Raw genomic sequence first — 21,755 nt, forward strand, 5'->3', positions numbered from 1 at the left:
CGGGGAACGGAATCGTATGTTTACATTGCTCGTCGATTTTGCGGACAAGGTCTCGGTCTTCAATGTCTTCCGCTACATAACTTTCCGCACCGGCGGTGCGCTGATCACCTCGGCGCTGATCGTCTTCATCTTCGGGCCGACCATCATCAATTCGCTTAGGCTGCGACAAGGCAAGGGCCAGCCGATCCGCGCCGATGGCCCGCAGACGCATTTCAAGAAGGCCGGCACGCCGACGATGGGCGGGCTGATGATCCTGTGCGGCATCGTCGGCTCGTCGCTTCTATGGGCGAACCTCTCCTCGATCTATGTCTGGGTGGTGCTCTTGGTGACGCTGGGCTTCGGTTCGATCGGCTTTTACGACGACTATCTCAAGGTAACCAAGCAGTCGCATCTCGGCTTTTCCGGCAAGGCGCGGCTGGCGTTGGAATTCGTCATCGCCGGCATCGCCGCCTGGGCGATCATGCATAATGGCCAGGCGCCGTTCTCGTCGTCGCTGACCTTCCCCTTCGCCAAGGAATTCATCATCAATCTCGGCTGGTTCTTCGTGCCGTTCTCTTGCTTCGTCATTGTCGGCGCCGGCAATGCGGTGAATTTGACCGATGGCCTCGACGGGCTGGCGATCGTGCCGATCATGATTGCGGCGGCATCCTTTGGCGTCATCGCCTACCTCTCCGGCAATGCGGTGTTCGCCGAATATCTGCAGATCCATTTCGTGCCCGGCACCGGCGAGCTGGCTGTCGTGCTTGGCGCCGTCATCGGCGCCGGCCTCGGCTTCCTCTGGTTCAACGCCCCGCCGGCGGCGATCTTCATGGGCGACACCGGTTCGCTGGCCATGGGTGGCCTGATCGGTACGGTCGCGGTCGCCACCAAGCACGAGATCGTGCTGGTCATCGTCGGCGGATTGTTTGTCGTGGAAATCCTGTCGGTCATCATTCAGGTCGGCTACTTCAAGATGACCGGCAAGCGCGTGTTCCTGATGGCGCCGATCCATCATCATTTCGAAAAGCTCGGCTGGACCGAAAGCCAGGTGGTGATCCGCTTCTGGATCATCGCCGTCATCCTGGCGCTGGTCGGCCTGTCGACCCTCAAGCTGAGATAGGGACCCGCTTGATCCCCGCCGCATCCTTTTCGGGCAAACGCGTTTCGCTCTTCGGGCTCGGTGGCTCGGGGATCGCCACGGCGCGCGCGCTGATCGAGGGCCGCGCCGACGTGCTTGCCTGGGACGACAATCCCGATAGCGTCGCCAAGGCTGCTGACCAAGGCATTGCGACCGCCGATCTGCGCGGCGCCGACTGGTCGAAATTCTCGGCCTTCGTGCTCTCGCCCGGCGTGCCGCTGACGCATCCCAAGCCGCACTGGACGGTGGAACTGGCGCGTGGCTCCGGCGTCGAGGTGATCGGCGATATCGAATTGTTCTGCCGCGAGCGGATTGCGCGCTCGCCGGATGCGCCGTTCATCGCTATCACCGGCACCAACGGCAAGTCGACGACCACGGCGCTGACCGCGCATATCCTCAAATCGGCAGGGCGCGACACGCAGATGGGCGGCAATATCGGCCGGGCCATCATGACGCTCGATCCACCGCAGGCTGACCGGGACTATGTCGTCGAGTGTTCGTCCTACCAGATCGATCTCGCGCCCTCGATCAACCCGACGGCCGGCATCCTGCTCAACCTGACGCCCGACCATCTCGACCGCCACGGCACCATGCAGCATTACGCGTCGATCAAGGAGCGGCTGGTGGCCGGCAGCGAGACAGCCATTGTCGGCGTCGACGATAGCTGGTGCGCGCAGATCGCCGACCGGCTGGAGAGGGCGGGCCGGGAGGTGATCCGCATCTCCAAGCGGCTGCCGCTGACCGATGGTTATTTCGCCGACGGCACCGATCTGATGGAAGCCGTGCATGGCCGCTACAGCCGCGTCGCCTTCCTCGAAGGCATCGGTTCGCTACGTGGCCAGCACAATGCGCAGAACGCGCTTGCCGCTGTCGCCGCCTGTCTGAAGGTGGGCTTGAGCCTGGGCGAGATCCAGGCAGGACTTGAGAGCTTCCCGGGCCTCGCGCATCGCATGGAGCAGGTCGGGCGGAAGGACCACGTGCTGTTCGTCAACGATTCCAAGGCGACCAATGCCGATGCGGCGGCACCGGCGCTGTCGAGTTTTTCGCGCATTTACTGGATCGCCGGCGGACTGCCCAAGGAAGGCGGGATCGAGCCGCTGCGCGGTTTCTTCCCGCGCATCGCCAAGGCCTATCTGATCGGCGAGGCGGCGCCCGCGTTCTCGGCGACGCTCGGCGAAGCCGTGCCCTATGAAATCTCGGGCACCCTGGCCGCCGCGGTCGACCATGCCGCGAAAGACGCGGCCAAGGATGACAGCGGCGAGGTGGTGGTGCTGCTGTCGCCGGCCTGCGCCAGTTTCGACCAGTTCAAGAATTTCGAAGTTCGCGGCGAAGCCTTCAGGCAAGCTGCGAATGCTATCGAGGGCGTGAAACCCATCGGAGGGGCACGATAATGCAAAGCCGTCTCGACAAAAGCCCGGTTGCAACCTGGTGGTGGACGATCGATCGCTGGTTCCTGGCGGCGTTCCTGTCGCTGATGGGGCTTGGCATCGTCTTGTCCTTTGCGGCAAGCCCGGCGGTGGCCGAACGCATCGGCCTCGACAGTTTCCACTTTGCCACCAGGCAGATCATCTTCACCGTGCCGGCGCTCGGCGTGATGCTGGCAGTGTCCTTCCTGGAATCGCGGCAGATCCGGCGCATGGCGCTGATCATCCTGGGCATCATGCTGGTGCTGATGGTGGCCGTGCTCTACATCGGCGTCGAGGTGAAGGGCGCGCGGCGCTGGGTGTCGTTTGTCGGCATGTCGATCCAGCCGTCGGAATTTCTGAAACCCGCCTTCGTCATCGTCTGCGCCTGGCTGTTCGCCGAACACAAGCGCCAGCCCGACATCCCCGGCAATTTGTTTGCCATGCTGCTACTGATCCTGGTCATCTCGCTTCTGGTGGCGCAGCCCGATCTCGGCCAGACCATGCTGGTGACCGGCACCTGGGGCGTCATGTTCTTCATGGCCGGCCTGCCCTGGCTATGGATCATCGCGCTTGGCGCCACCGGCGCCGGCGGCCTGTTTGCCGCCTACACTGTGTTCCCGCACGTTGCCGCCCGCATCGACAAATTCCTGACCGGCGAAGGCGACACGTTCCAGGTCGACATGGGCCGCGAGGCGCTGATCAACGGCCACTGGTTCGGCGTCGGGCCGGGCGAGGGCACGGTCAAGCGGGTCATTCCCGACGCGCATGCCGATTTCGTGTTTTCGGTCGCCGGCGAAGAGTTCGGGTTGATCATGTGCTTCTTCATCATGTCGATCTTCGCCTTCATCGTGCTGCGCGGCTTGAGCACGGCATTGAAGGAACATGATGATTTCACCCGCTATGCCGTCGGCGGTCTGGTCACCGTGTTCGGCCTGCAGTCGGTCATCAACATGTGCGTCAACCTGCAGCTGATGCCGGCCAAGGGCATGACGCTGCCTTTCATCTCCTATGGCGGCTCCTCGCAGATCGCCATTGCCATCTCGATGGGCATGGTGCTGGCGCTGACGCGCAAGCGACCGGAAAAGCGCAAGCAGATGGGCTTTGCCCTGTCGCAGCGCGCCCTGCCGGCGGAGTGATATGGCGCGGGGTGTCATCCTTCTCGCGGCTGGCGGAACCGGCGGACATCTGTTTCCGGCCGAGGCGCTGGCGCATGAGCTGATCGAGCGCGGCTGGGGCGTGCATCTGGCGACGGACGACCGCGCCGAGCGCTTTGCCGGCCATTTCCCGGCCGCCGCCATCCATCCGATCCAGTCGGCGACGATGGGCTCGAAAAACCCCGTCGCTCTGCTCGGAGCGTTCTGGAAGATCTGGCGCGGCGTGCGCCAGGCCTCCGCCGTCATCGCCAGGATCAAGCCTGATGCGGTCGTCGGCTTTGGCGGTTATCCGACCTTGCCACCGCTCTATGCCGCGACGCGGCGCAAGCTGCCGACGCTGATCCATGAGCAGAACGCGGTCATGGGCCGCGCCAACCGGGCGCTGTCCGGGCGTGTCGATGCGATTGCCGGCGGCTTCCTGCCGCAAGATGAAAGTGCCACAGGCGCCAAGACGGTGACGACCGGCAATCCGGTCAGGCCGCCAATCCTGGAGGCGGCAAAGACGCCCTATAAGGCATCCCAAGGGGCGGATCCGTTCAGGCTCCTGGTGTTCGGCGGCAGCCAGGGCGCGCAGTTCTTTTCCGATGCCATGCCGGCGGCGATCGCACTTCTGCCGGAGGCGCAGCGCAAGCGGCTGGTGATCACCCAGCAGGCCCGCGCCGACGACGTGGCGCGGGTGAAGGCTGGCTATGCGGCACTCGGCGTCCATGTCGAGGTCTCGCCCTTCTTCACCGATATGGCACAGCGCATGGGCGCGGCGCATCTGGTGATCTCGCGCTCCGGCGCCTCGACGGTTTCGGAGATCGCCGTCATCGGCCGGCCGGCGCTGCTGGTGCCTTATCCCTATGCGCTGGATCACGATCAGGCGGCGAACGCAGCCGCCCTTGCCGCGGCGGGCGGCGGCGAGGTGCATCCGCAATCGTCACTGTCGCCGGAGCGCATCGCGGCTCTCATTGGCGGGCTGATGGACACTCCCGAGCGGCTGACGGCCATGGCTGCCGGAGCGAAGTCGGCTGGCCGGCCCAACGCGGCACGGTTGCTCGCTGATCTCACAGAGGCTATTGCGTCCAGAAAAACCGTTTCGGATTTCAGGAAAGGGACGCATTGATGAAGATGCCGCAGACCATCGGCCTTGTGCATTTCATCGGCATTGGCGGCATCGGCATGAGCGGCATCGCCGAGGTTCTGCACAATCTCGGCTACAAGGTGCAGGGTTCGGACCAGGCCGACAGCGCCAATGTCCAGCGGCTGCGCGACAAGGGCATCGAATGCTTTGTCGGCCACAAGGCCGAGAATATCGGCGCGGCCGAAGTGGTTGTCGTCTCCACCGCGATCAAGAAATCCAATCCCGAGCTGAAGGCCGCGCGCGAAAAACTGCTGCCGATCGTGCGCCGGGCCGAGATGCTGGCCGAACTGATGCGCTTCCGCCAGGCGGTCGCGATCGGTGGCACGCATGGCAAGACCACAACCACGTCGATGGTGGCGACGCTGCTCGATGCCGGCGGGCTCGACCCGACGGTGATCAATGGCGGCATCATCAATGCCTATGGCACCAATGCCCGTATGGGCGATGGCGAGTGGATGGTGGTCGAAGCCGACGAAAGCGACGGCACCTTCCTCAAGCTGCCGGCCGAGATCGCCGTCGTCACAAACATCGATCCCGAGCATCTGGACCATTATGGCAGTTTCGACAAGGTGCGCGAGGCGTTCCGGCAATTCGTCGAGAACGTGCCGTTCTACGGTTTTGGCGTGATGTGCACCGACCATCCGGAAGTACAGGCGCTGGTCAGCCGTATCGAGGACCGCCGCGTCATCACCTATGGCGAGAACGCGCAGGCCGATGTGCGTTTCACCAACCACCGCATGGCCGGTGCCGTCTCGGCATTCGACGTGGTGATCCGCGACCGCAAGACCGGCGGCCAGACGACGATATCGGATCTGCGGCTGCCGATGCCCGGCCGCCACAACGTCTCCAACGCCACCGCCGCAATTGCGGTCGCGCATGAACTCGGCCTGTCGGCCGAAGCGATTAAGAAAGGGCTGTCGTCCTTTGCCGGCGTCAAGCGGCGCTTCACCCACACCGGCTCGTGGAACGGCGTCGACATCTTCGACGATTACGGCCACCACCCGGTCGAGATCACGGCGGTGTTGAAAGCGGCGCGCAGCGCCACCAAGGGCCGCGTCATCGCCATTGCGCAGCCGCACCGCTTCACCCGGCTGCACGATCTGTTCGACGAATTTTCGGTCTGTTTCAACGATGCCGACACGGTGATGGTGGCGCCGGTCTATGCGGCGGGCGAGGAGCCGATCGACGGCGTGACCTCGGAGGCGCTGGTGTCGCGCATCCGCTCCGGGGGCCATCGCGATGCGCGCTACGTCGAAACCCCTGCCGCGATTTCGCCCGTCATCCGCGCGTTGGCGAAACCGGGCGACTTCGTCATCTTCCTGGGCGCCGGCAACATCACCCAATGGGCCTATGCGCTGCCTGGGGAACTCGGCGGTACCGTCTCATGATGCGCGGCCAGGACCTGCTCGACAAACTTGGCGACCGGCTTGCCGGCCTGCGCGGCCGCATCACGCCCAATGCCGAGATGGACAAGATCACCTGGTTCCGCGCCGGCGGTCTGGCGGACGCCCTGTTCCAGCCGGCCGACGAGGAGGATCTGGCTGCCTTCCTGCGCGCCGTGCCGGAGGACATCCCGCTCACCATCGTCGGTGTCGGCTCCAACCTCCTGGTGCGCGACGGCGGCATTCCAGGGTTCGTCATCCGGCTTTCGGCCAAGGGCTTTGGCGAGGCCGAGGTGGTTTCGCCGACCGTCATCAAGGCCGGTGCTGCGACGCCCGACAAGCGCGTCGCGGCCGTCGCTTATGAGGCCGGCATTGGCGGCTTTCATTTCTATCACGGCATTCCCGGCGCCATCGGCGGGGCGCTGAGGATGAATGCCGGCGCCAATGGCGTCGAGACGCGGGAACGTGTCGTCGAGGTGCGGGCGCTCGACCGCAAGGGCAATCTCCACACACTCAGTAACGACGACATGGGCTATGCCTATCGTCACTCGGCCGCACCTGCCGGGCTGATCTTCACCTCCGCGGTTTTCGAAGGTGTTCTGGAAGACCCAGAGGCGATCAAGGCGGCCATGGACGCCGTCCAGACGCATCGCGAGACGGTGCAGCCGATCCGCGAGAAGACCGGCGGCTCGACCTTCAAGAATCCGGAAGGCACCTCGGCCTGGAAGGAAATCGACAAGGCGGGCTGCCGCGGTTTGATGATCGGCGGCGCGCAGATGTCGCCGATGCACTGCAACTTCATGATCAACACCGGAACAGCGACCGGTTACGATCTCGAATATCTCGGCGAGACGGTGCGCGCCCGCGTGCTTGAAAAATCGGGCATCCGCCTGCAGTGGGAAATCAAGCGCCTCGGCAATTTCCGCCCCGGCCATGCCGTGCAGGAATTCCTCGGACAGCTTCTTTAGCGCAAGCTGAACTTCATGTGATGCTTGAACTTCAAACGGTCTGAAACAACAGCGCCACCGTTGCTCCAAAGACTCACAACACGCTTTTTCCGGCCGTTTTCGCGGAAAGTGAATCTGTCGGAATCATAAGCACTTGCCAGCGAATCAACTCTCTGATTCTCTGCCTTAAAGCGTTTCCTGATTTGAGTCGTTCGACGCGTCGACCGCGTTTTCCGTCTGGGGGGCAACCTGCCGGGAGACTCGGACTCAATCTGGTCGCTGAATGCGTGGTTGCGGGCCCGCCGTGAGAGGGATGACGGGATATGAAGAACAAGCATGTGGCTGTCCTCCTGGGCGGATTCTCGTCCGAGCGGCCCGTGTCTCTGTCTTCGGGAAAGGCGTGTGCGGATGCGCTTGAGAATGAAGGCTACCAGGTTACCCGCGTCGATGTTGCGCGCGATGTCGGCGCCGTGCTCGCCGAACTCAAGCCCGATGTCGTCTTCAACGCACTGCACGGCCCGTTCGGTGAAGACGGCACCATCCAGGGCATCCTCGAATATCTGGCCATTCCCTACACCCATTCGGGCGTGCTCGCCTCGGCGCTCGCCATGAACAAGGAGCAAGCCAAGAAGGTCGCCAAGGCTGCCGGCATCGCGGTGGCGGAATCGAAGGTTGCCAGCCGCTTTGCCATCCAGAACAAGCATCCGATGAAGCCGCCCTACGTGGTCAAGCCGGTCAATGAAGGCTCAAGCTTCGGCGTCGTCATCGTGCATGAAGGCCAGTCGCATCCGCCGCAGGTCATCGGCTCGTCCGAATGGAAATATGGCGAGACCGTCATGGTCGAGCGCTACATCCATGGGCGCGAGCTGACCTGCGCCGTCATGGGCGACGTGGCGCTCGGCGTCTGCGAGATCATTCCGACCGGCCATTCCTTCTACGACTATGATTCAAAATACGTCGCCGGCGGATCAAAACACGAAATCCCTGCTAAAATTTCATCAAATATTTACCAAAAAATACAGACACTGGCACTCAAGGCACATCTGGCTATCGGCTGCCGGGGCGTTTCCCGATCGGACTTCCGCTATGACGACCGTCACTCCGAAAACGGCGAGATTGTCTGGCTCGAGATCAACACTCAGCCGGGCATGACGCCGACGTCTTTGGTGCCTGAAATCGCCGCCCAGGCCGGGCACTCGTTTGGCGAATTGTTGAGTTGGATGGTGGAGGACGCTTCGTGTCTGCGTTGAAATGGGGACAGGACAAGGGCAGGGGCGGCGCCGGGCCGGCGCTGTTCGGCATGCCGTTGTCGTTTGACCATTTCGTGCTGCCGCGCGTGCTGCGCCGGCCGGTGCGCGTGCTGGCGCGCCTGGGCGGCGGTGACTTCGTCGCGCCGCGCTTTTCCGCGGCTATCCTGTCAGCTTCGCTCATTGCATCGAGCAGCCTCTATGGCGCCATTCTCGGCGGCCATGCCGACGACATCGTCCAGAGCATCACCGCCCGGACCGGCTTTGCCGTCGACCAGATCAGGGTGGTCGGCAACCGCCAGACTTCGGAGATCGACATACTGGACCGGCTCGAGCTCGACGGCTGGACGTCACTGATCGGCTTCGATGCCGAGGCCGCGCGTGAACGTATTGATACCTTGCCCTGGGTCGAGGTGGCGGCGGTGCGCAAGGTCTATCCACATACGCTGGAAGTGCGTGTCGAGGAGCGCGAGCCCTTCGCGCTCTGGCAGCAGGGCGCGGAGCTTTCGGTCATCGAACGCTCCGGCGCGGTGATCGCGCCGTTCTCCGGCGGCAAGCAGGCGCTGCTGCCGCTGATCATCGGCACCGGCGCGCCGGCCAAGGCCCCCGACTTCGTGGCCAAGATCAACAAATTTCCCGAGCTCGCGGCTCGGGTCAAAGGCTATATCCGCATCGGCGAACGGCGCTGGGACCTTAAGCTGGAAAACGGCATCACGATCAAGCTGCCCGAGGATGGCGAGGATCAGGCGATCGCCGATCTGGTTCGGATGGACCACGACAACGGGCTTCTGACGCGGGACATCGCCGCCGTCGACATGCGCATCTCCGATCGCCTGGTGGTGCAGCTGACGCCGGAAGCGGCGACGCAGCGCCAGGCCGCGCTCAATGAAAAGCCGCAAAATCTGAAGCGCAAGTCGGGGACGAAGATATGAGCTGGCTTGGCGGCAACAGCGATGCCTCTTCGCGGCGTTCCGGCACGCTCACCGTGCTGGATGTCGGCTCAAGCAAGGTTTGCTGCGTGGTGGCGAAACTGAAGCCGCGCGAGGACGGCAAGCTGTTGCGCGGCCGCTCGCACCGCATCCAGGTAATCGGCATCGGCCACCAGAAATCGCAAGGCGTGAAGTCGGGCGTGGTCGTCGATCTCGACCGTGCGGAGCACGCCATTCGCCTGTCCGTCGACGCCGCCGAACGCATGGCGGGACTGACGGTGGATTCGCTGATCGTCAACATGACGGCGGGCCGGCTGAAGAGCGAAACCTATTCGGCCACGATCAATCTCGGTGGCCATCAGGCCGACGAAGCCGACATCAAGCGCGTGCTTGCCGCCGGCGCCAAGCAGGCGCTCAAGGCCGAACGCGACGTGATCCATTCGCTGCCCGTCGGCTTTTCGCTGGACGCCGAGCGCGGCGTGCGCGATCCGCGCGGCATGGTCGGCGACCAACTCGGCGTCGATATGCATGTGCTGACGGGCGATGCCGCGCCGCTGCGCAATCTGGAGCTCTGCATCAACCGCTCGCATCTTTCGGTCGAGCGCATGGTGGCGACGCCCTATGCCAGCGGGCTTGCGGCCCTGGTCGACGACGAACTGGAAATGGGTGCGGCCTGCATCGACATGGGCGGCGGCACGACGACCATCTCGGTGTTTTCGGAAGGCAAATTCGTCCACGCCGATGCCATTGCCATCGGCGGCAATCATGTGACGCTCGATATGGCCAAGGGCCTGTCGACCTCGCTCGACGCCGCGGAGCGGCTGAAGGTGATGCATGGTTCGGCGCTGCCTGGCAGTGCCGACGATCGCGACCTGGTCTCGATCCAGCCGATCGGCGAAGACGGCGAGATGCCGCTGCAGATCCCGCGCTCGGTGATGACGCGCGTCATCCGCGCCCGCATCGACGAGACGCTGGAACTGTTGCGCGACCGGCTGAACAAGTCGGGCTACGGCAATGCCGTGGGAAAACGCGTCGTGCTGACCGGCGGCGCCAGCCAGCTTGCGGGTCTCCCCGAGGCGGCGCGCCGCATTCTGGGACGCAATGTGCGCATCGGACGCCCGCTCGGCGTGGCGGGCCTGCCGGAAGCTGCCAAGGGGCCGGCTTTCTCGACGGCGGTCGGGCTGCTGATCTATCCGCAGATGGCGAGCTTCGAGAGCCATCCGGCGAAAGGAATTTCCGGTCTCAGGATGACCGGGACGGGCGGAAAACTGCATCGCATGAGTCAGTGGTTGAGAGACAGTTTCTAATTGACGGGGACAGCCCCATAGGCGGCCGCGGCGGCGAAGCGGCGGGAAAGGCAAAGGACGGAGACAATGACGATCAATCTGCAAAAGCCGGACATCACCGAGCTCAAGCCGCGGATCACCGTATTCGGTGTCGGCGGCGGCGGCGGCAATGCCGTCAACAACATGATCACCGCGGGCTTGCGCGGTGTCGAGTTCGTCGTGGCCAACACCGATGCACAGGCGCTGACCATGTCGAAGGCCGAGCGGCTGATCCAGCTCGGCGCGCATGTCACCGAGGGGCTCGGCGCCGGCTCGCAGCCTGAAGTGGGCCGTGCGGCGGCGGAAGAGTGCATCGATGAGATCATCGATCATCTCTCCAACACCCATATGTGCTTCGTCACCGCCGGTATGGGTGGCGGCACCGGAACCGGTGCGGCTCCCGTGGTTGCCCGCGCGGCGCGCGAACGGGGTATCCTCACCGTCGGCGTCGTCACCAAGCCGTTCCATTTCGAAGGCCAGCGCCGCATGAAGACGGCGGATCTCGGCATCGAGGAGCTGCAGAAATGTGTCGATACCCTGATCGTCATCCCCAACCAGAACCTGTTCCGGCTGGCCAATGACAAGACCACCTTTGCCGACGCCTTCGCCATGGCCGACCAGGTGCTCTACTCCGGTGTTGCCTGCATCACCGACCTGATGGTCAAGGAAGGTCTGATCAATCTCGACTTCGCCGACGTGCGTTCGGTGATGCGCGAAATGGGCAAGGCGATGATGGGCACCGGCGAAGCTTCGGGCGAGGGCCGCGCGATGGCCGCCGCCGAGGCGGCGATCGCCAATCCGTTGCTCGACGAGACCTCGATGAGGGGCGCCAAGGGCCTGCTGATCTCGATCACCGGCGGCCGCGACCTGACCCTGTTCGAAGTCGACGAGGCCGCGACCCGCATCCGCGAGGAAGTCGATCAGGACGCCAACATCATCCTCGGCGCCACCTTCGACGAGGAACTCGAAGGCGTCATCCGCGTCTCGGTGGTCGCCACCGGCATCGACAAATCGGCAGCTGAAATTGCCGCGGCGCCGATCTCGATCCGGGCCGTGCCGCCGCAGCAGAAGCCGGTCAGCCGCCCAGCGGCTCCGGGGGCGGAAGGCCGTCCGGCACCGGTCCAGCAGCAGACCTATGAGCAGCGCGCGGCCGATCCGGTGGCCGAGGCGATCCAGCTTGCCGAGGCCAATGCGGCGGCAATGGCTCGTCCGGCGCCGATGGCCCAGGCGGAAGATTTCCGCCCGCAGAGCAAGATCTTCCAGGCCCCGCCTGCCCAGCCGCAGCCTGTCGTGCAGCAGGTGATGCAACCGGCGCCGCTGCGGGAAATGCCGCAGCCGGTGGCTGCCGCACCGCAGCGCATGCCGCGGGTGGAGGATTTTCCGCCGGTGGTGCGGGCCGAGGTGGAAGCCAAGGGCCGTCCGGCCGACCATGAAAACAGCGGGCCGATGGGGCTGCTCAAGCGGCTGACCAACGGGCTGACGCGCCGCGAAGAAGAGCCGGCCCGGTTGCAGCCGGCACAGCCGCGCGAACCGAAACTGCGCCAGGCGGCGCCGGAAATGCGCCGCCTTGCCAGCCAGGATCCGCAGCTTTACGCGCCGCGCCGCGGCCAGCTCGACGATCAGGGCCGGTTGACGCCGCAGACCAGGTCGACCCAGGAAGACGACCAGCTGGAGATACCGGCTTTCCTGCGCCGCCAGGCCAACTGAGCCGTTAACGGTATGTAACACTTGTCAACAGGCAGACGAGAGATTGTCTGCCTGTTAACGTTTAAAGTGGTTTAATAACAAGGCGTTACGATGTGACGCTCAAGGTCTGTCGCGGTTACACAGAGTAAGAAACCGTGATTTGGAGTCTCCCTGACAGACCATTATCTTTGCCGCAGCACTTTCGGTGTGCTGGGATTCGGGGAAGTGGCCCTGCCTGCCGATAAAAAAGAGCCGCGCCTTTTGGGTTAAAGCGGACTTAGGCGTTTGGGCTATGGGGTTTGTCTTGCAAGACTATCAGACGACACTGAAATCGCGTGCAACGCTGACCGGTACCGGCGTTCACAGCGGCAAACCGGTCACCGTCAATTTCCTCCCTGCGGACGCCGACACCGGCGTGCTCTTCCACCTTTCGAACGGAAGCGAGAGCCGCGAGTTCCGCGCGCTGGTTGCTGAAGTCGGCGCGACCGATCTCTGCACCATGCTCGGCGATCCGGCAGGCGAGCATATCGCCACCGTCGAACATCTGATGGCGACGCTTTTCGGGCTCGGCATCGACAACATCGTCATCGAGATCGACGGTCATGAGGTTCCGATCCTCGATGGCAGTGCGGTGGCGTTCGTGGAAGCCATCGACCAAGCCGGCATCGAGACGCTGGCGGTCAAGCGCCGCTACATCAGGGTGGTCAAGCCCGTCCGCATCGAGAATGGCGCGTCCTGGGCCGAGTTCAGGCCCTATAGCGGCACGCGCTTCGAGGTCGAGATCGATTTCGAAAGCCCGGCGATCGGCCGCCAGCTATTCGCCTCCGACATCAACCCCGACATCTTTCGCCAGGATATCGCGCGCGCCCGCACCTTCGGCTTCATGAAGGATGTCGAGCGGCTGTGGGCGGCCGGCTATGCGCTGGGCTCCTCGCTGGAGAACTCGCTGGTGATCGGCGACGACAACCGGGTGATCAACATGGGCGGCCTGCGCTACCCCAATGAGTTCGCTCGCCACAAGACGATGGACGCGATGGGCGACCTGGCGCTGGCCGGCGCCCGTTTCATCGGTTGCTTCCGCTCCTATCGCGGCGGTCACCGGATGAATGCGGCTGCTTTGCGGCGGCTTCTGTCCGACCGTTCGGCCTTCGAGGTCGTCGAGACCACGCGCCGCGAGCGCGGCCGCACCGCCGAGATGAGCGCCGTCACCGGCCCTGTCTTTGCGCCCTGGGTGATCTGATTCTTAACGATTTTCTGGCTTTCTGAACGCTGGCCGGTGTTGCACGAAAGCATCACCGGCCAGTGAAAGTGCGTAGCATTCGGGGCAACACCAAGCCGCCACAAAAATGTGCGATTGGCTAGACATAGCGTTGCTGGGCAAGGCAGTTATGGTTTATGGCTGCTGCCGTCTGTTAGGCGCATGTCGCTCAAAAGTGGGGATCAGTTTTGAGGGAACGCCATGCGAAAGGCATTGAACTAACGCCGAAAGGGCGCAATCCGATCATGTTCTTCAAGCGAGTTGGTCAATCGAAAGCGCCGTATCGGGCTGTTTTCCTGGCGCTTTCGGTGGTTGTGCCATCGCTGTTCCTCTCAGCCTGCATGTCGTCCGAGAAAGACGTCGACCTGTCGACCTATGTCGACCAGACCGAACCGGCCGACGTCCTTTACAATCAAGGCCTTGCCAATCTCAATGCCGGCCGCCTGGATGAGGCGAGCAAGAAGTTCGACGCCGTCGACCGCCAGCACCCGTATTCGGAATTCGCCCGCAAGTCGATGGTGATGGGCGCCTTCGCCGACTATCGCGCCGGCCGTTATGACGAAGCAATCGGCTCGGCCAAGCGCTATCTGACGCTTTATCCGTCGACCGACGACGCGGCTTACGCCCAGTATATTATCGGGCTGAGCTACTACAAGCAGATCAAGGACGTCACCCAGGATCAGAAGGAAGCACGCCAGACCGTGCAGACGATGCAGGATTTGGTGACGCGCTGGCCGACGTCGGAATATGTCGACGACGCCAAGGAAAAGATCCGTTTCGCCAACGACCAGCTGGCCGGCAAAGAGATGCAGATCGGCCGCTATTATCTCGAGCGGCGCGAATACATTGCTGCCGTCAAGCGCTTCCGCAACGTGGTCGAGAACTATTCCAACACCCGCCATGTCGAAGAGGCGCTGGCGCGTCTGGCCGAAAGCTACTACGCGATGGGCTTGACCTCGGAAGCGCAAACCGCCGCTGCGGTGCTCGGCACCAATTATCCCGACAGCCAATGGTACAAGGATACCTACAAGCTGTTGCAGAGCAACGGGCTTGAGCCGCGCGAGAATGCCGGATCGTGGATATCCAAGGCCGGCAAGCTGATCACCGGCGCCTGACGCCCGAGCATCGACTGAGGCGGAACGCGCTTTTCGGATTGATCCGACGCTCAAACAAAAAGATAGTGCGGCGCTGCGACTCCATCGGTCGCATGCCGCTTCACAGCGGTTCAGTGGTTTGATTGAGGCGCTGAACCGTCCTAACTTTTTGTTCTACGCAATTCCGGACGGAAAACCGCTACGCACTTTTCCTGGAATTGCTTGAGGTCCGGGTTCTGATGCTTTCCAGACTGTCGATCCGCGATATCGTCCTGATCGAGAAGCTGGATATCGACTTCCAGCCCGGCCTTTCCGTGCTGACCGGTGAAACCGGCGCCGGCAAATCCATCCTTCTCGACGCGCTGTCGCTGGCGCTTGGCGCGCGCGGCGACGCCTCGCTGGTGCGGCACGGTGCTGCCCAGGGCCAGGTCATTGCCGTCTTCGATGTGCCGCGCAACCACCCGGTGCGAGCGCTGCTGGCCGAAAACGCCATCGAGGATGACGGCGACATCATCCTGCGCCGGCTGCAGACCGCGGATGGCCGTACCCGTGTCTTCGTCAACGACCAGCCGTCCAGCGTCACGCTGATGCGCGACATAGGCCACGCGCTGGTCGAGATCCACGGCCAGCATGACGAGCGCGCCCTGGTCGATCCAGGCGCGCATCGCGAATTGCTGGACAGTTTTGGCGGCCATCTCGGCGCCGCCCGCGCGACCGGCGAGGCGTGGCGCTACTGGCGCGGCGCCGAGCAGGAGTTTGCCAGGCACCGCGCCAAGGTCGAGGCAGCGGCGCGCGAGGCCGATTATCTCAGGGCCTCGGTGGCGGAACTGGCAAAGCTCGATCCGCAGCCCGGCGAAGAGACACAGCTGGCGGAATTGCGTGCAACGATGATGCGGGCGGAAAAGATCGCCTCGGAAATACACGATGCACAGGATGTGCTGTCAGGCCCGTCCTCGCCGCTGCCGCAACTGGCCAGCCTGCTGAGGCGCCTGCAGCGCAAGGCCAGCGAAGCGCCGGGACTGCTCGAGGATGTGGTGAAGTCGCTGGACGAGGCGATGCTGTCACTGGATGCAGCGCAATCGGGCGTCGAGGCGGCACTGCGCGCCACCGAATACGACCCGCAGAGGCTGGAGAAGGTGGAGGAGCGGCTGTTTTCGCTGCGTGCGGCCTCACGTAAGCACAGTGTGGCCGTTGACGATTTGGCGCAACTGCGCGACACCATGTCCGCCGATCTCGCCGATCTTGATGCCGGCGAGGGGCGCCTGCATGTCCTGGAAAAGCAGGCCTCAGCGGCGCGAGAAGCCTACGATATTTCCGCAGCCCAGCTCTCCGCCCTTCGCCATGCGGCCGCGGTCGGCCTGACCAAGGCTGTGATGGCCGAATTGCCGGCGCTGAAGCTGGAACGGGCTGAGTTCATCGTCGAACTGGCCAGCGATGGCGAGAACCGCATGGAAGAAGGCATCGACCAGGTCGAGTTCTGGGTGCGCACCAATCCCGGCACCAGGCCTGGGCCGATGATGAAGGTCGCCTCCGGCGGCGAGCTGTCGCGCTTCCTGCTGGCGCTCAAGGTGGCGCTGGCCGACCGTGGCTCGGCGCCGACATTGGTCTTCGACGAGATCGACACCGGCGTCGGCGGCGCCGTGGCCGATGCGATCGGCCAAAGGCTGGCCAGGCTGTCGAAGCGCGTGCAGGTGCTGTCGGTCACGCATGCTCCGCAAGTGGCGGCACGTGCTGCGACGCATTTCCTGATCTCCAAATCCGGCGGCTCGGACAAGGTCGCCACCGGCATCGCCGAAATGGACCGGGCGGCGCGCCAGGAAGAGATCGCGCGCATGTTGGCCGGCGCTACCATCACCGACGAGGCGCGCGCAGCCGCGGAACGGCTGCTGCGCGAGAATATTGCTGCAGCGTAGTCGTCGCAAGGCTTTCGGACTGAGTCAGGATATGGCTCCATCCCGCTGTTCAGGAATGCTTTTTCCGAAATCCTGATTTATGGTGCCTCGCCACTGTCCAGGGACCGCTGCATGTCTGAAAAACCAGTCGAATCGTTGAGCGAAAGCGAAGCCGCGGATGAGCTCCAGCGGCTGGCCGAGGAGATCGCCGGTCATGACCGGCGCTATCATGCCGAGGACGCGCCGACGATTACGGACGCAGAATATGACGCGCTGCGGCGGCGCAATCTTGCCATCGAGGAGCGCTTTCCCGGTCTGGTGCGCGAGGATTCGCCCTCGCTGCGGGTCGGCGCCGCGCCGGCGGAAGGCTTTGCCAAGGTGCGCCATGCGGTGCCGATGCTCAGCCTCGCCAAGGCCTACACAGACGAGGACGTCACCGATTTCATCGAGCGTGGCCGGCGCTTCTTCGACCGCGACAAGGACCTCGACATCGCGTTTACGGCCGAGCCGAAGATCGACGGCCTGTCGGCGTCGCTGCGCTATGAACGCGGTGTGTTCGTGCAGGGTGCTACGCGCGGCGACGGCACTGTAGGCGAGGACATCACCGCCAATCTCAGGACCATCGCCGACATCCCCGCCAAGCTGAAAGGATCGGGCTGGCCCGAGACCATCGAGATCCGCGGCGAGGTCTACATGACCTATGCGGAATTCGAGGCACTGAAGGCCCGCTCGGCGGCGGTGGGCGGCCAGGACTATGTCAATCCGCGCAATACGGCAGCGGGCTCCTTGCGACAGAAGGATGCGTCCGTCACCGCCAGCCGCAATCTTAAATTTTTTGCCTATGCCTGGGGCTATACGACAGCGGATCCGGCGCCGACCCAATATGATTCGGTGCAGAAATTCGCCGAATGGGGGTTCAAGGTCAGCCCATTGATGGTGCGGGCGAAGTCTGTCGAGGAGCTGATCGCGCACTACCACAAGATCGAGGAGCTGCGTTCGTCGCTCGGCTACGACATCGACGGTGTCGTCTACAAGGTCGACCAGCTGGAATTGCAGCGTCGCTGGGGCTTTGTCACCGGCGAGCCGCGCTGGGCGGTTGCGCATAAATTCCCGGCCGAACAGGCGATGACGACGGTGCAGAAGATCGACATCCAGGTCGGCCGTACCGGTACGCTGGCGCCGGTGGCGCGGCTAGCGCCGGTCACGGTCGGCGGCGTGGTGGTCGAAAACGTCACGCTGCACAATGAGGACTACATCAAGGGTTTTGACAGCAACGGCTTGCCGATTCGCGACGGCATCGATGTCCGCATCGGTGACACGGTTGTCATACAACGGGCGGGCGATGTCATTCCGCAGATCGTCAGCGTCGTCGTCGACAAGCGGCCGGCTGATGCGGTGCCTTACGAATTCCCGCACATTTGTCCGGTCTGCGGCTCGCCGGCGACGCGCGAAATCAACGAGAAGACCGGCAAGGAGGATTCGCGCCGGCGCTGCACCGGCGAGCTGATCTGCGCCGCGCAGGCCGTGGAGCGGCTGCGTCATTTCGTGTCGCGCGGCGCGCTCGACATCGAGGGGCTGGGCGCCGAGAATATCGACCTGTTCTTCAATTCGGGACTGGTCAAGACCGCCGCCGATATCTTCACCCTCAGGGATCGCCGCCCGGCCGTCACCAGGGCGCTGGCCGAGCGGCGCGAGGAGCAGGCTAGGCAGCGCGAGGCGGCATCGGGCAAGGCGCGCAAGAATGTGCGCGGTGTCGAGAACCGCAATTATGAAGGCCTCGACAAGCTGTTCGCGGCCATCGATTCGCGCCGCGAGCCGGAGCTCGACCGCTTCATCTTCGCACTCGGCATCCGCCATATCGGCGAAACGACGGCGGCCGTGCTTGCCCGGACGTTTTCGACCATCGAGGAGCTGATCCGCGTCGGCAAGGAAACGGCGGCGGCTGAGGATCCGCACAGCGTCTTCCCCTCCATCAACGGCATTGGCGACACGGTGATCGACGCGTTGCGCGATTTCTTCGGCAATGAACGCAATGACGACGTGCTCGACAGACTGCTCGAACAGGTCAAGCCGAAGCCGTATGTCGTCACCGTGTCGACCGACAGCGAGGTTGCCGGCAAGACCATCGTCTTCACCGGCACGCTGGAAAAGATGACACGCTCCGAAGCCAAGGCGATGGCCGAACGGCTGGGCGCCAAGGTGGCGGGTTCGGTGTCGGCGAAGACCGATCTGCTGGTGGCCGGGCCGGGCGCTGGCTCCAAACTGAAGCAGGCCAGCGAACTCGGCGTCGAAGTCATCGACGAGGACACATGGCTGCAACGGGTCGGCAAGGCATGACCGCCGGTTCGTTCAAAGGGTTCGGGCAAAAGGCCATACCGTTCCTCAAGGCGCTCGACTTCCACCAGAGCCGCGAATGGTTCCAGGAAAACCGCGCGCTTTACGACAGCGAGTTGCATGAGCCGTTCTGCGATCTGGTCGAGACGCTGACCGAGCGCTTCGCGGCGGCGGGTCTGGGCTTGCGCGGAGACCGCAAGAAGTCACTGTTTCGCATCAACCGCGACGTGCGCTTCGCCAAGGACAAGCGGCCCTACAACCAGCATTTGTCGGCCATGCTGTCGCCGGATGGCACCAAGATGGAGCAGGGCGTGTTCTTCGTCTATGTCGGGATCGACCGCTGCTTTGCCGATGTCGCCTGGTGGAATCCGGAGCCGTCCCTGCTGCTGGCGATGCGCAAGGCGATCGTCGCCCGGCCGGCCGAGTTCCGAAAACTGCTCTCAACGCTGAAGAAAAACGGCTTCGAACTTGAAACCGAGGGCCGCATGAAGCGCACGCCGCGCGGCTTCGAGCAGGTCAACGAACCCGATCTTGTCGACGCCATCCGCAACCGGCACTTCTATGTCCAGCACATGATCGATCCGGCTGGAATTCACGCGCCGACGCTGGTCGACGAGCTTGTCGATTTCGCCTTGCGCGCCAAGCCGCTGCTTGACTGGGGCAGGGCGATCCAGGGCACGGCACCGCGGAGCTAAATCAGCCCGGCGCACTGCACGGCTACATCCGCATCAAAAGACCGCCGTCGACTGCCAGTTCGATGCCGGTGATGTAGCTTGCCGCATCGGAAAGCAGGAATAGCGCGGCATTGGCCATGTCCTGCGGCGTGCCGATGCGGCCGAGCGGCGCATAATTGGCAACGGCCGCGCGTTTCTCTTCGGTGTCCCAGCGCGCCTGCAGCGGCGTCAACGCCATTCCCGGGCAGATCGAATTGGAGCGGATGCCATCGCCCGCCAACTGCATGGCGAGCGACTTCGACAGCGCACAGACGCCGGCCTTCGATGCCTGGTAGGCATCCTGCGGGGTCGGATCGCCGCGATACCACTGGATGGTGGAGAAGTGCACCATGGCGCCGCCGCGTCCGCCGGCCCGCATATGCGGAACCACCGCCCGCGCGGTGTGGACGAAGGATTTCAGATTGATGTTGAAGACCTGATCCCAGACATCAAGGTCCATCTCGAGGGCCGACTTGTCGCGGCCGAACCAGAGCACGCCTGCGACATTGGCGAGATAATCGATGCCGCCGCGCTTGCGGCCCGCGGCGTTGATGGTCTGCTCGACAAAGGCGGCGTCGGTGAGGTCGCCCTGGGCAAAGGTGAGCCGGTCGTCATAGGCGGCAAGCGACGCCGGACGCGGCTTGACGTCGATGGCGGTGACCGAGGCGCCGGCCTCGAGCAGCGCCAGCGAGATCGCCTCGCCCATACCGCCACCGGCGCCGGTGACGACCGCGTGCCTGCCGGTGAAATCATAAGCGATCATCCGAACCCCTCATTTTTTACAACATCAGTTTCGCTGATTTGTTGGCTCAAGCGAATTCGTCTGACTTTTCAAACGCCGGCTCCTACATAGCAGCGCGAGATGGGAATGTGACATGTCGGCAGAGACCTTAAGCGAAAATTCCGTGGCCAGCGAATTCTGGGACGGCGTGCGGCTGTCGATGCCGGTGGTTGTCGCCGCGGCGCCATTTGGGCTGCTGTTCGGCGCCATCGCCGTCGACAACGGCTTTTCCGTTCTCGAAGCTTTTTTAATGAGCGCGCTGATCTTCGGCGGCGCCAGCCAGATGGTAGGCATCGAATTGTTCGGCCAGCATGTCGCGCCATGGCTGGTCGTGCTGTCGATCTTCGCGGTGAATTTCCGCCACGTGCTTTACTCCGCCAGCATCGGCCGGCGAATCGCGCACTGGCCGGTTATCAGCCAAGCGCTGGGCTATTTCGTGCTCACCGATCCGCAGTTCGCGGTGGCCGAGCGCAGGGCCGAAGCCGGCGAGACCGTTGGCTTTGCCTGGTATATGGGCCTTGGCCTGCCGGTCTATGTTTTCTGGGGGATCGAAAGCGCGCTGGGCGCGGTGTTCGGCAAGCTGATCCCCGACACGCATGCGCTGGGCATCGATTTCCTGCTGCCGATCTATTTCCTCGGGCTGGTCATGGGCTTTCGCAACCGGCCACTGTGGCTGCCGGTGGTGATCGCCAGCGCCGCGGCGTCGATCATTGCCTACAAAACTGTGGGATCGCCATGGCACGTCTCCATCGGCGCCGTTGCAGGCGTGCTTCTGGCCGTCATCCTGCCGCCGCACCATAGCGGTGTGGAGGCAAAACGATGAGCGCGACTTTGTGGATCATCATTGCCGGCGCGATCGCCACCTATCTCACCCGCGTCGGCGGCCATCTGGTGATCTCGCGCTTCGACCACATCCATCCACGCGTCGAGGCTGGCTTGAACGCCGTGCCGGCCGCGGTGTTGACGACGCTGGTGGCGCCCGCCGCACTCAGCGCCGGACCGGCGGAATGGGCGGCGCTGGTCGTCGCCGCTGTGGTCTCGCTGCGCGGCGGCCTGATGGCGATGTTTCTGGCCGGGGCGGTGGTGCTGATCCTAGCGCGGCAGTTTGTGGCATAGGGCGCCTGCCGGCAGAACAGTTTCGAACTGTCGGCGCCGCCCCTCATTGCCCTGCCGGGCGTTCGTCACTCGAAAAGCCAAGCAATTGGCTTTTCGTCCGCTTCGCGGACCGCTCCCCACCTCCCCGTATAGTGACGGGGAGAAAGAAGCTCATGTCCGAACCGGATAGATAGGTAACAGAATGGACCGATAGCATGGGTGACAGTTTTCTTGTCCGCCGGAGGACCGGCGATGGTTTGGCGAGAGAC

The 21,755-nt window shown here is 63.7% G+C and carries 19 protein-coding genes; 17 read left to right on the forward strand and 2 right to left on the reverse strand.

Annotation, left to right across the window (positions count from 1 at the left end):
• Nucleotides 1-16 precede the first annotated feature (16 nt).
• From mraY to NKI31_RS29885, 15 genes are all read left to right on the forward strand, one after another.
• Entirely contained in the window at nt 17-1,099 is a 1,083-nt protein-coding gene (mraY, locus tag NKI31_RS29815; RefSeq protein WP_023668273.1) for a phospho-N-acetylmuramoyl-pentapeptide-transferase, read from the forward strand.
• An 8-nt stretch (nt 1,100-1,107) separates the two neighbouring features.
• Entirely contained in the window at nt 1,108-2,508 is a 1,401-nt protein-coding gene (gene murD / locus NKI31_RS29820) for a UDP-N-acetylmuramoyl-L-alanine--D-glutamate ligase (RefSeq protein WP_352653262.1), read from the forward strand.
• Nucleotides 2,508-3,659 (forward strand): putative lipid II flippase FtsW, encoded by a 1,152-nt coding sequence (gene ftsW, locus NKI31_RS29825; RefSeq protein WP_023668275.1) that lies wholly within the window; start codon nt 2,508-2,510, stop codon nt 3,657-3,659. The genes murD and ftsW overlap by 1 nt, the downstream gene beginning before the upstream one ends.
• Before the next feature lies 1 nt (nt 3,660).
• On the forward strand, nt 3,661-4,785 hold the full coding sequence (murG, locus tag NKI31_RS29830) for an undecaprenyldiphospho-muramoylpentapeptide beta-N-acetylglucosaminyltransferase (protein ID WP_023733072.1): 1,125 nt from the start codon (nt 3,661-3,663) through the stop codon (nt 4,783-4,785).
• Complete coding sequence (gene murC, locus NKI31_RS29835) at nt 4,785-6,191, forward strand: UDP-N-acetylmuramate--L-alanine ligase (protein WP_023668277.1); 1,407 nt, start codon at nt 4,785-4,787, stop codon at nt 6,189-6,191. The genes murG and murC overlap by 1 nt, the downstream gene beginning before the upstream one ends.
• Nucleotides 6,188-7,153: a UDP-N-acetylmuramate dehydrogenase gene (gene murB / locus NKI31_RS29840; RefSeq protein ID WP_352653263.1), complete on the forward strand. Its 966-nt coding sequence runs from the start codon at nt 6,188-6,190 to the stop codon at nt 7,151-7,153. The genes murC and murB overlap by 4 nt, the downstream gene beginning before the upstream one ends.
• Nucleotides 7,154-7,455: 302 nt before the next feature.
• The gene (locus NKI31_RS29845; RefSeq protein WP_023705549.1) at nt 7,456-8,382 is read left to right on the forward strand and encodes a D-alanine--D-alanine ligase; all 927 of its coding nucleotides are present in this window, start codon (nt 7,456-7,458) and stop codon (nt 8,380-8,382) included.
• Entirely contained in the window at nt 8,370-9,311 is a 942-nt protein-coding gene (locus tag NKI31_RS29850; RefSeq protein WP_352653264.1) for a cell division protein FtsQ/DivIB, read from the forward strand. The genes NKI31_RS29845 and NKI31_RS29850 overlap by 13 nt, the downstream gene beginning before the upstream one ends.
• Nucleotides 9,308-10,615, forward strand: coding sequence for a cell division protein FtsA (gene ftsA, locus NKI31_RS29855; RefSeq protein WP_023688034.1), 1,308 nt, complete (start codon nt 9,308-9,310; stop codon nt 10,613-10,615). Before NKI31_RS29850 ends, ftsA begins: the two co-directional genes overlap by 4 nt.
• Before the next feature lie 66 nt (nt 10,616-10,681).
• Complete coding sequence (gene ftsZ / locus NKI31_RS29860; protein ID WP_286488131.1) at nt 10,682-12,340, forward strand: cell division protein FtsZ; 1,659 nt, start codon at nt 10,682-10,684, stop codon at nt 12,338-12,340.
• Between the two features lie 271 nt (nt 12,341-12,611).
• Nucleotides 12,612-13,559, forward strand: a complete 948-nt coding sequence (gene lpxC / locus NKI31_RS29865) for a UDP-3-O-acyl-N-acetylglucosamine deacetylase (RefSeq protein ID WP_023668283.1) — start codon at nt 12,612-12,614, stop codon at nt 13,557-13,559.
• Nucleotides 13,560-13,822: 263 nt separating this feature from the next.
• Nucleotides 13,823-14,692 (forward strand): outer membrane protein assembly factor BamD, encoded by an 870-nt coding sequence (locus NKI31_RS29870; protein ID WP_023668284.1) that lies wholly within the window; start codon nt 13,823-13,825, stop codon nt 14,690-14,692.
• 218 nt (nt 14,693-14,910) lie between these two features.
• Nucleotides 14,911-16,584: a DNA repair protein RecN gene (gene recN / locus NKI31_RS29875; protein WP_352653265.1), complete on the forward strand. Its 1,674-nt coding sequence runs from the start codon at nt 14,911-14,913 to the stop codon at nt 16,582-16,584.
• 111 nt (nt 16,585-16,695) lie between these two features.
• Nucleotides 16,696-18,900 carry an NAD-dependent DNA ligase LigA gene (gene ligA, locus NKI31_RS29880; protein ID WP_023804333.1) on the forward strand — a complete coding sequence of 735 codons (2,205 nt, stop codon included), beginning with the start codon at nt 16,696-16,698 and terminating at the stop codon, nt 18,898-18,900.
• Nucleotides 18,897-19,592: a DUF2461 domain-containing protein gene (locus NKI31_RS29885; protein WP_023682130.1), complete on the forward strand. Its 696-nt coding sequence runs from the start codon at nt 18,897-18,899 to the stop codon at nt 19,590-19,592. Before ligA ends, NKI31_RS29885 begins: the two co-directional genes overlap by 4 nt.
• Before the next feature lie 22 nt (nt 19,593-19,614).
• On the opposite strand, the gene NKI31_RS29890 is transcribed toward NKI31_RS29885, so the two are convergent.
• Nucleotides 19,615-20,373 (reverse strand): SDR family NAD(P)-dependent oxidoreductase, encoded by a 759-nt coding sequence (locus tag NKI31_RS29890; protein ID WP_023688040.1) that lies wholly within the window; start codon nt 20,371-20,373, stop codon nt 19,615-19,617.
• 112 nt (nt 20,374-20,485) lie between these two features.
• Here NKI31_RS29890 and NKI31_RS29895 point away from each other — a divergent pair, with 112 nt between their 5' ends.
• Entirely contained in the window at nt 20,486-21,214 is a 729-nt protein-coding gene (locus NKI31_RS29895) for an AzlC family ABC transporter permease (protein WP_023804334.1), read from the forward strand.
• A complete protein-coding gene (locus NKI31_RS29900) occupies nt 21,211-21,507 on the forward strand; it encodes an AzlD family protein (protein WP_023690882.1) in 297 nt (98 codons plus the stop codon). Before NKI31_RS29895 ends, NKI31_RS29900 begins: the two co-directional genes overlap by 4 nt.
• Before the next feature lie 65 nt (nt 21,508-21,572).
• Here the strand turns inward: NKI31_RS29900 and NKI31_RS29905 are convergent.
• A partial coding sequence (locus NKI31_RS29905) for a hypothetical protein (RefSeq protein WP_352653266.1) occupies nt 21,573-21,755 on the reverse strand: 183 nt, incomplete at its 5' end.

It is taken from the genome of Mesorhizobium sp. M0659 (genome assembly GCF_040320605.1).
GTDB lineage: Bacteria > Pseudomonadota > Alphaproteobacteria > Rhizobiales > Rhizobiaceae > Mesorhizobium.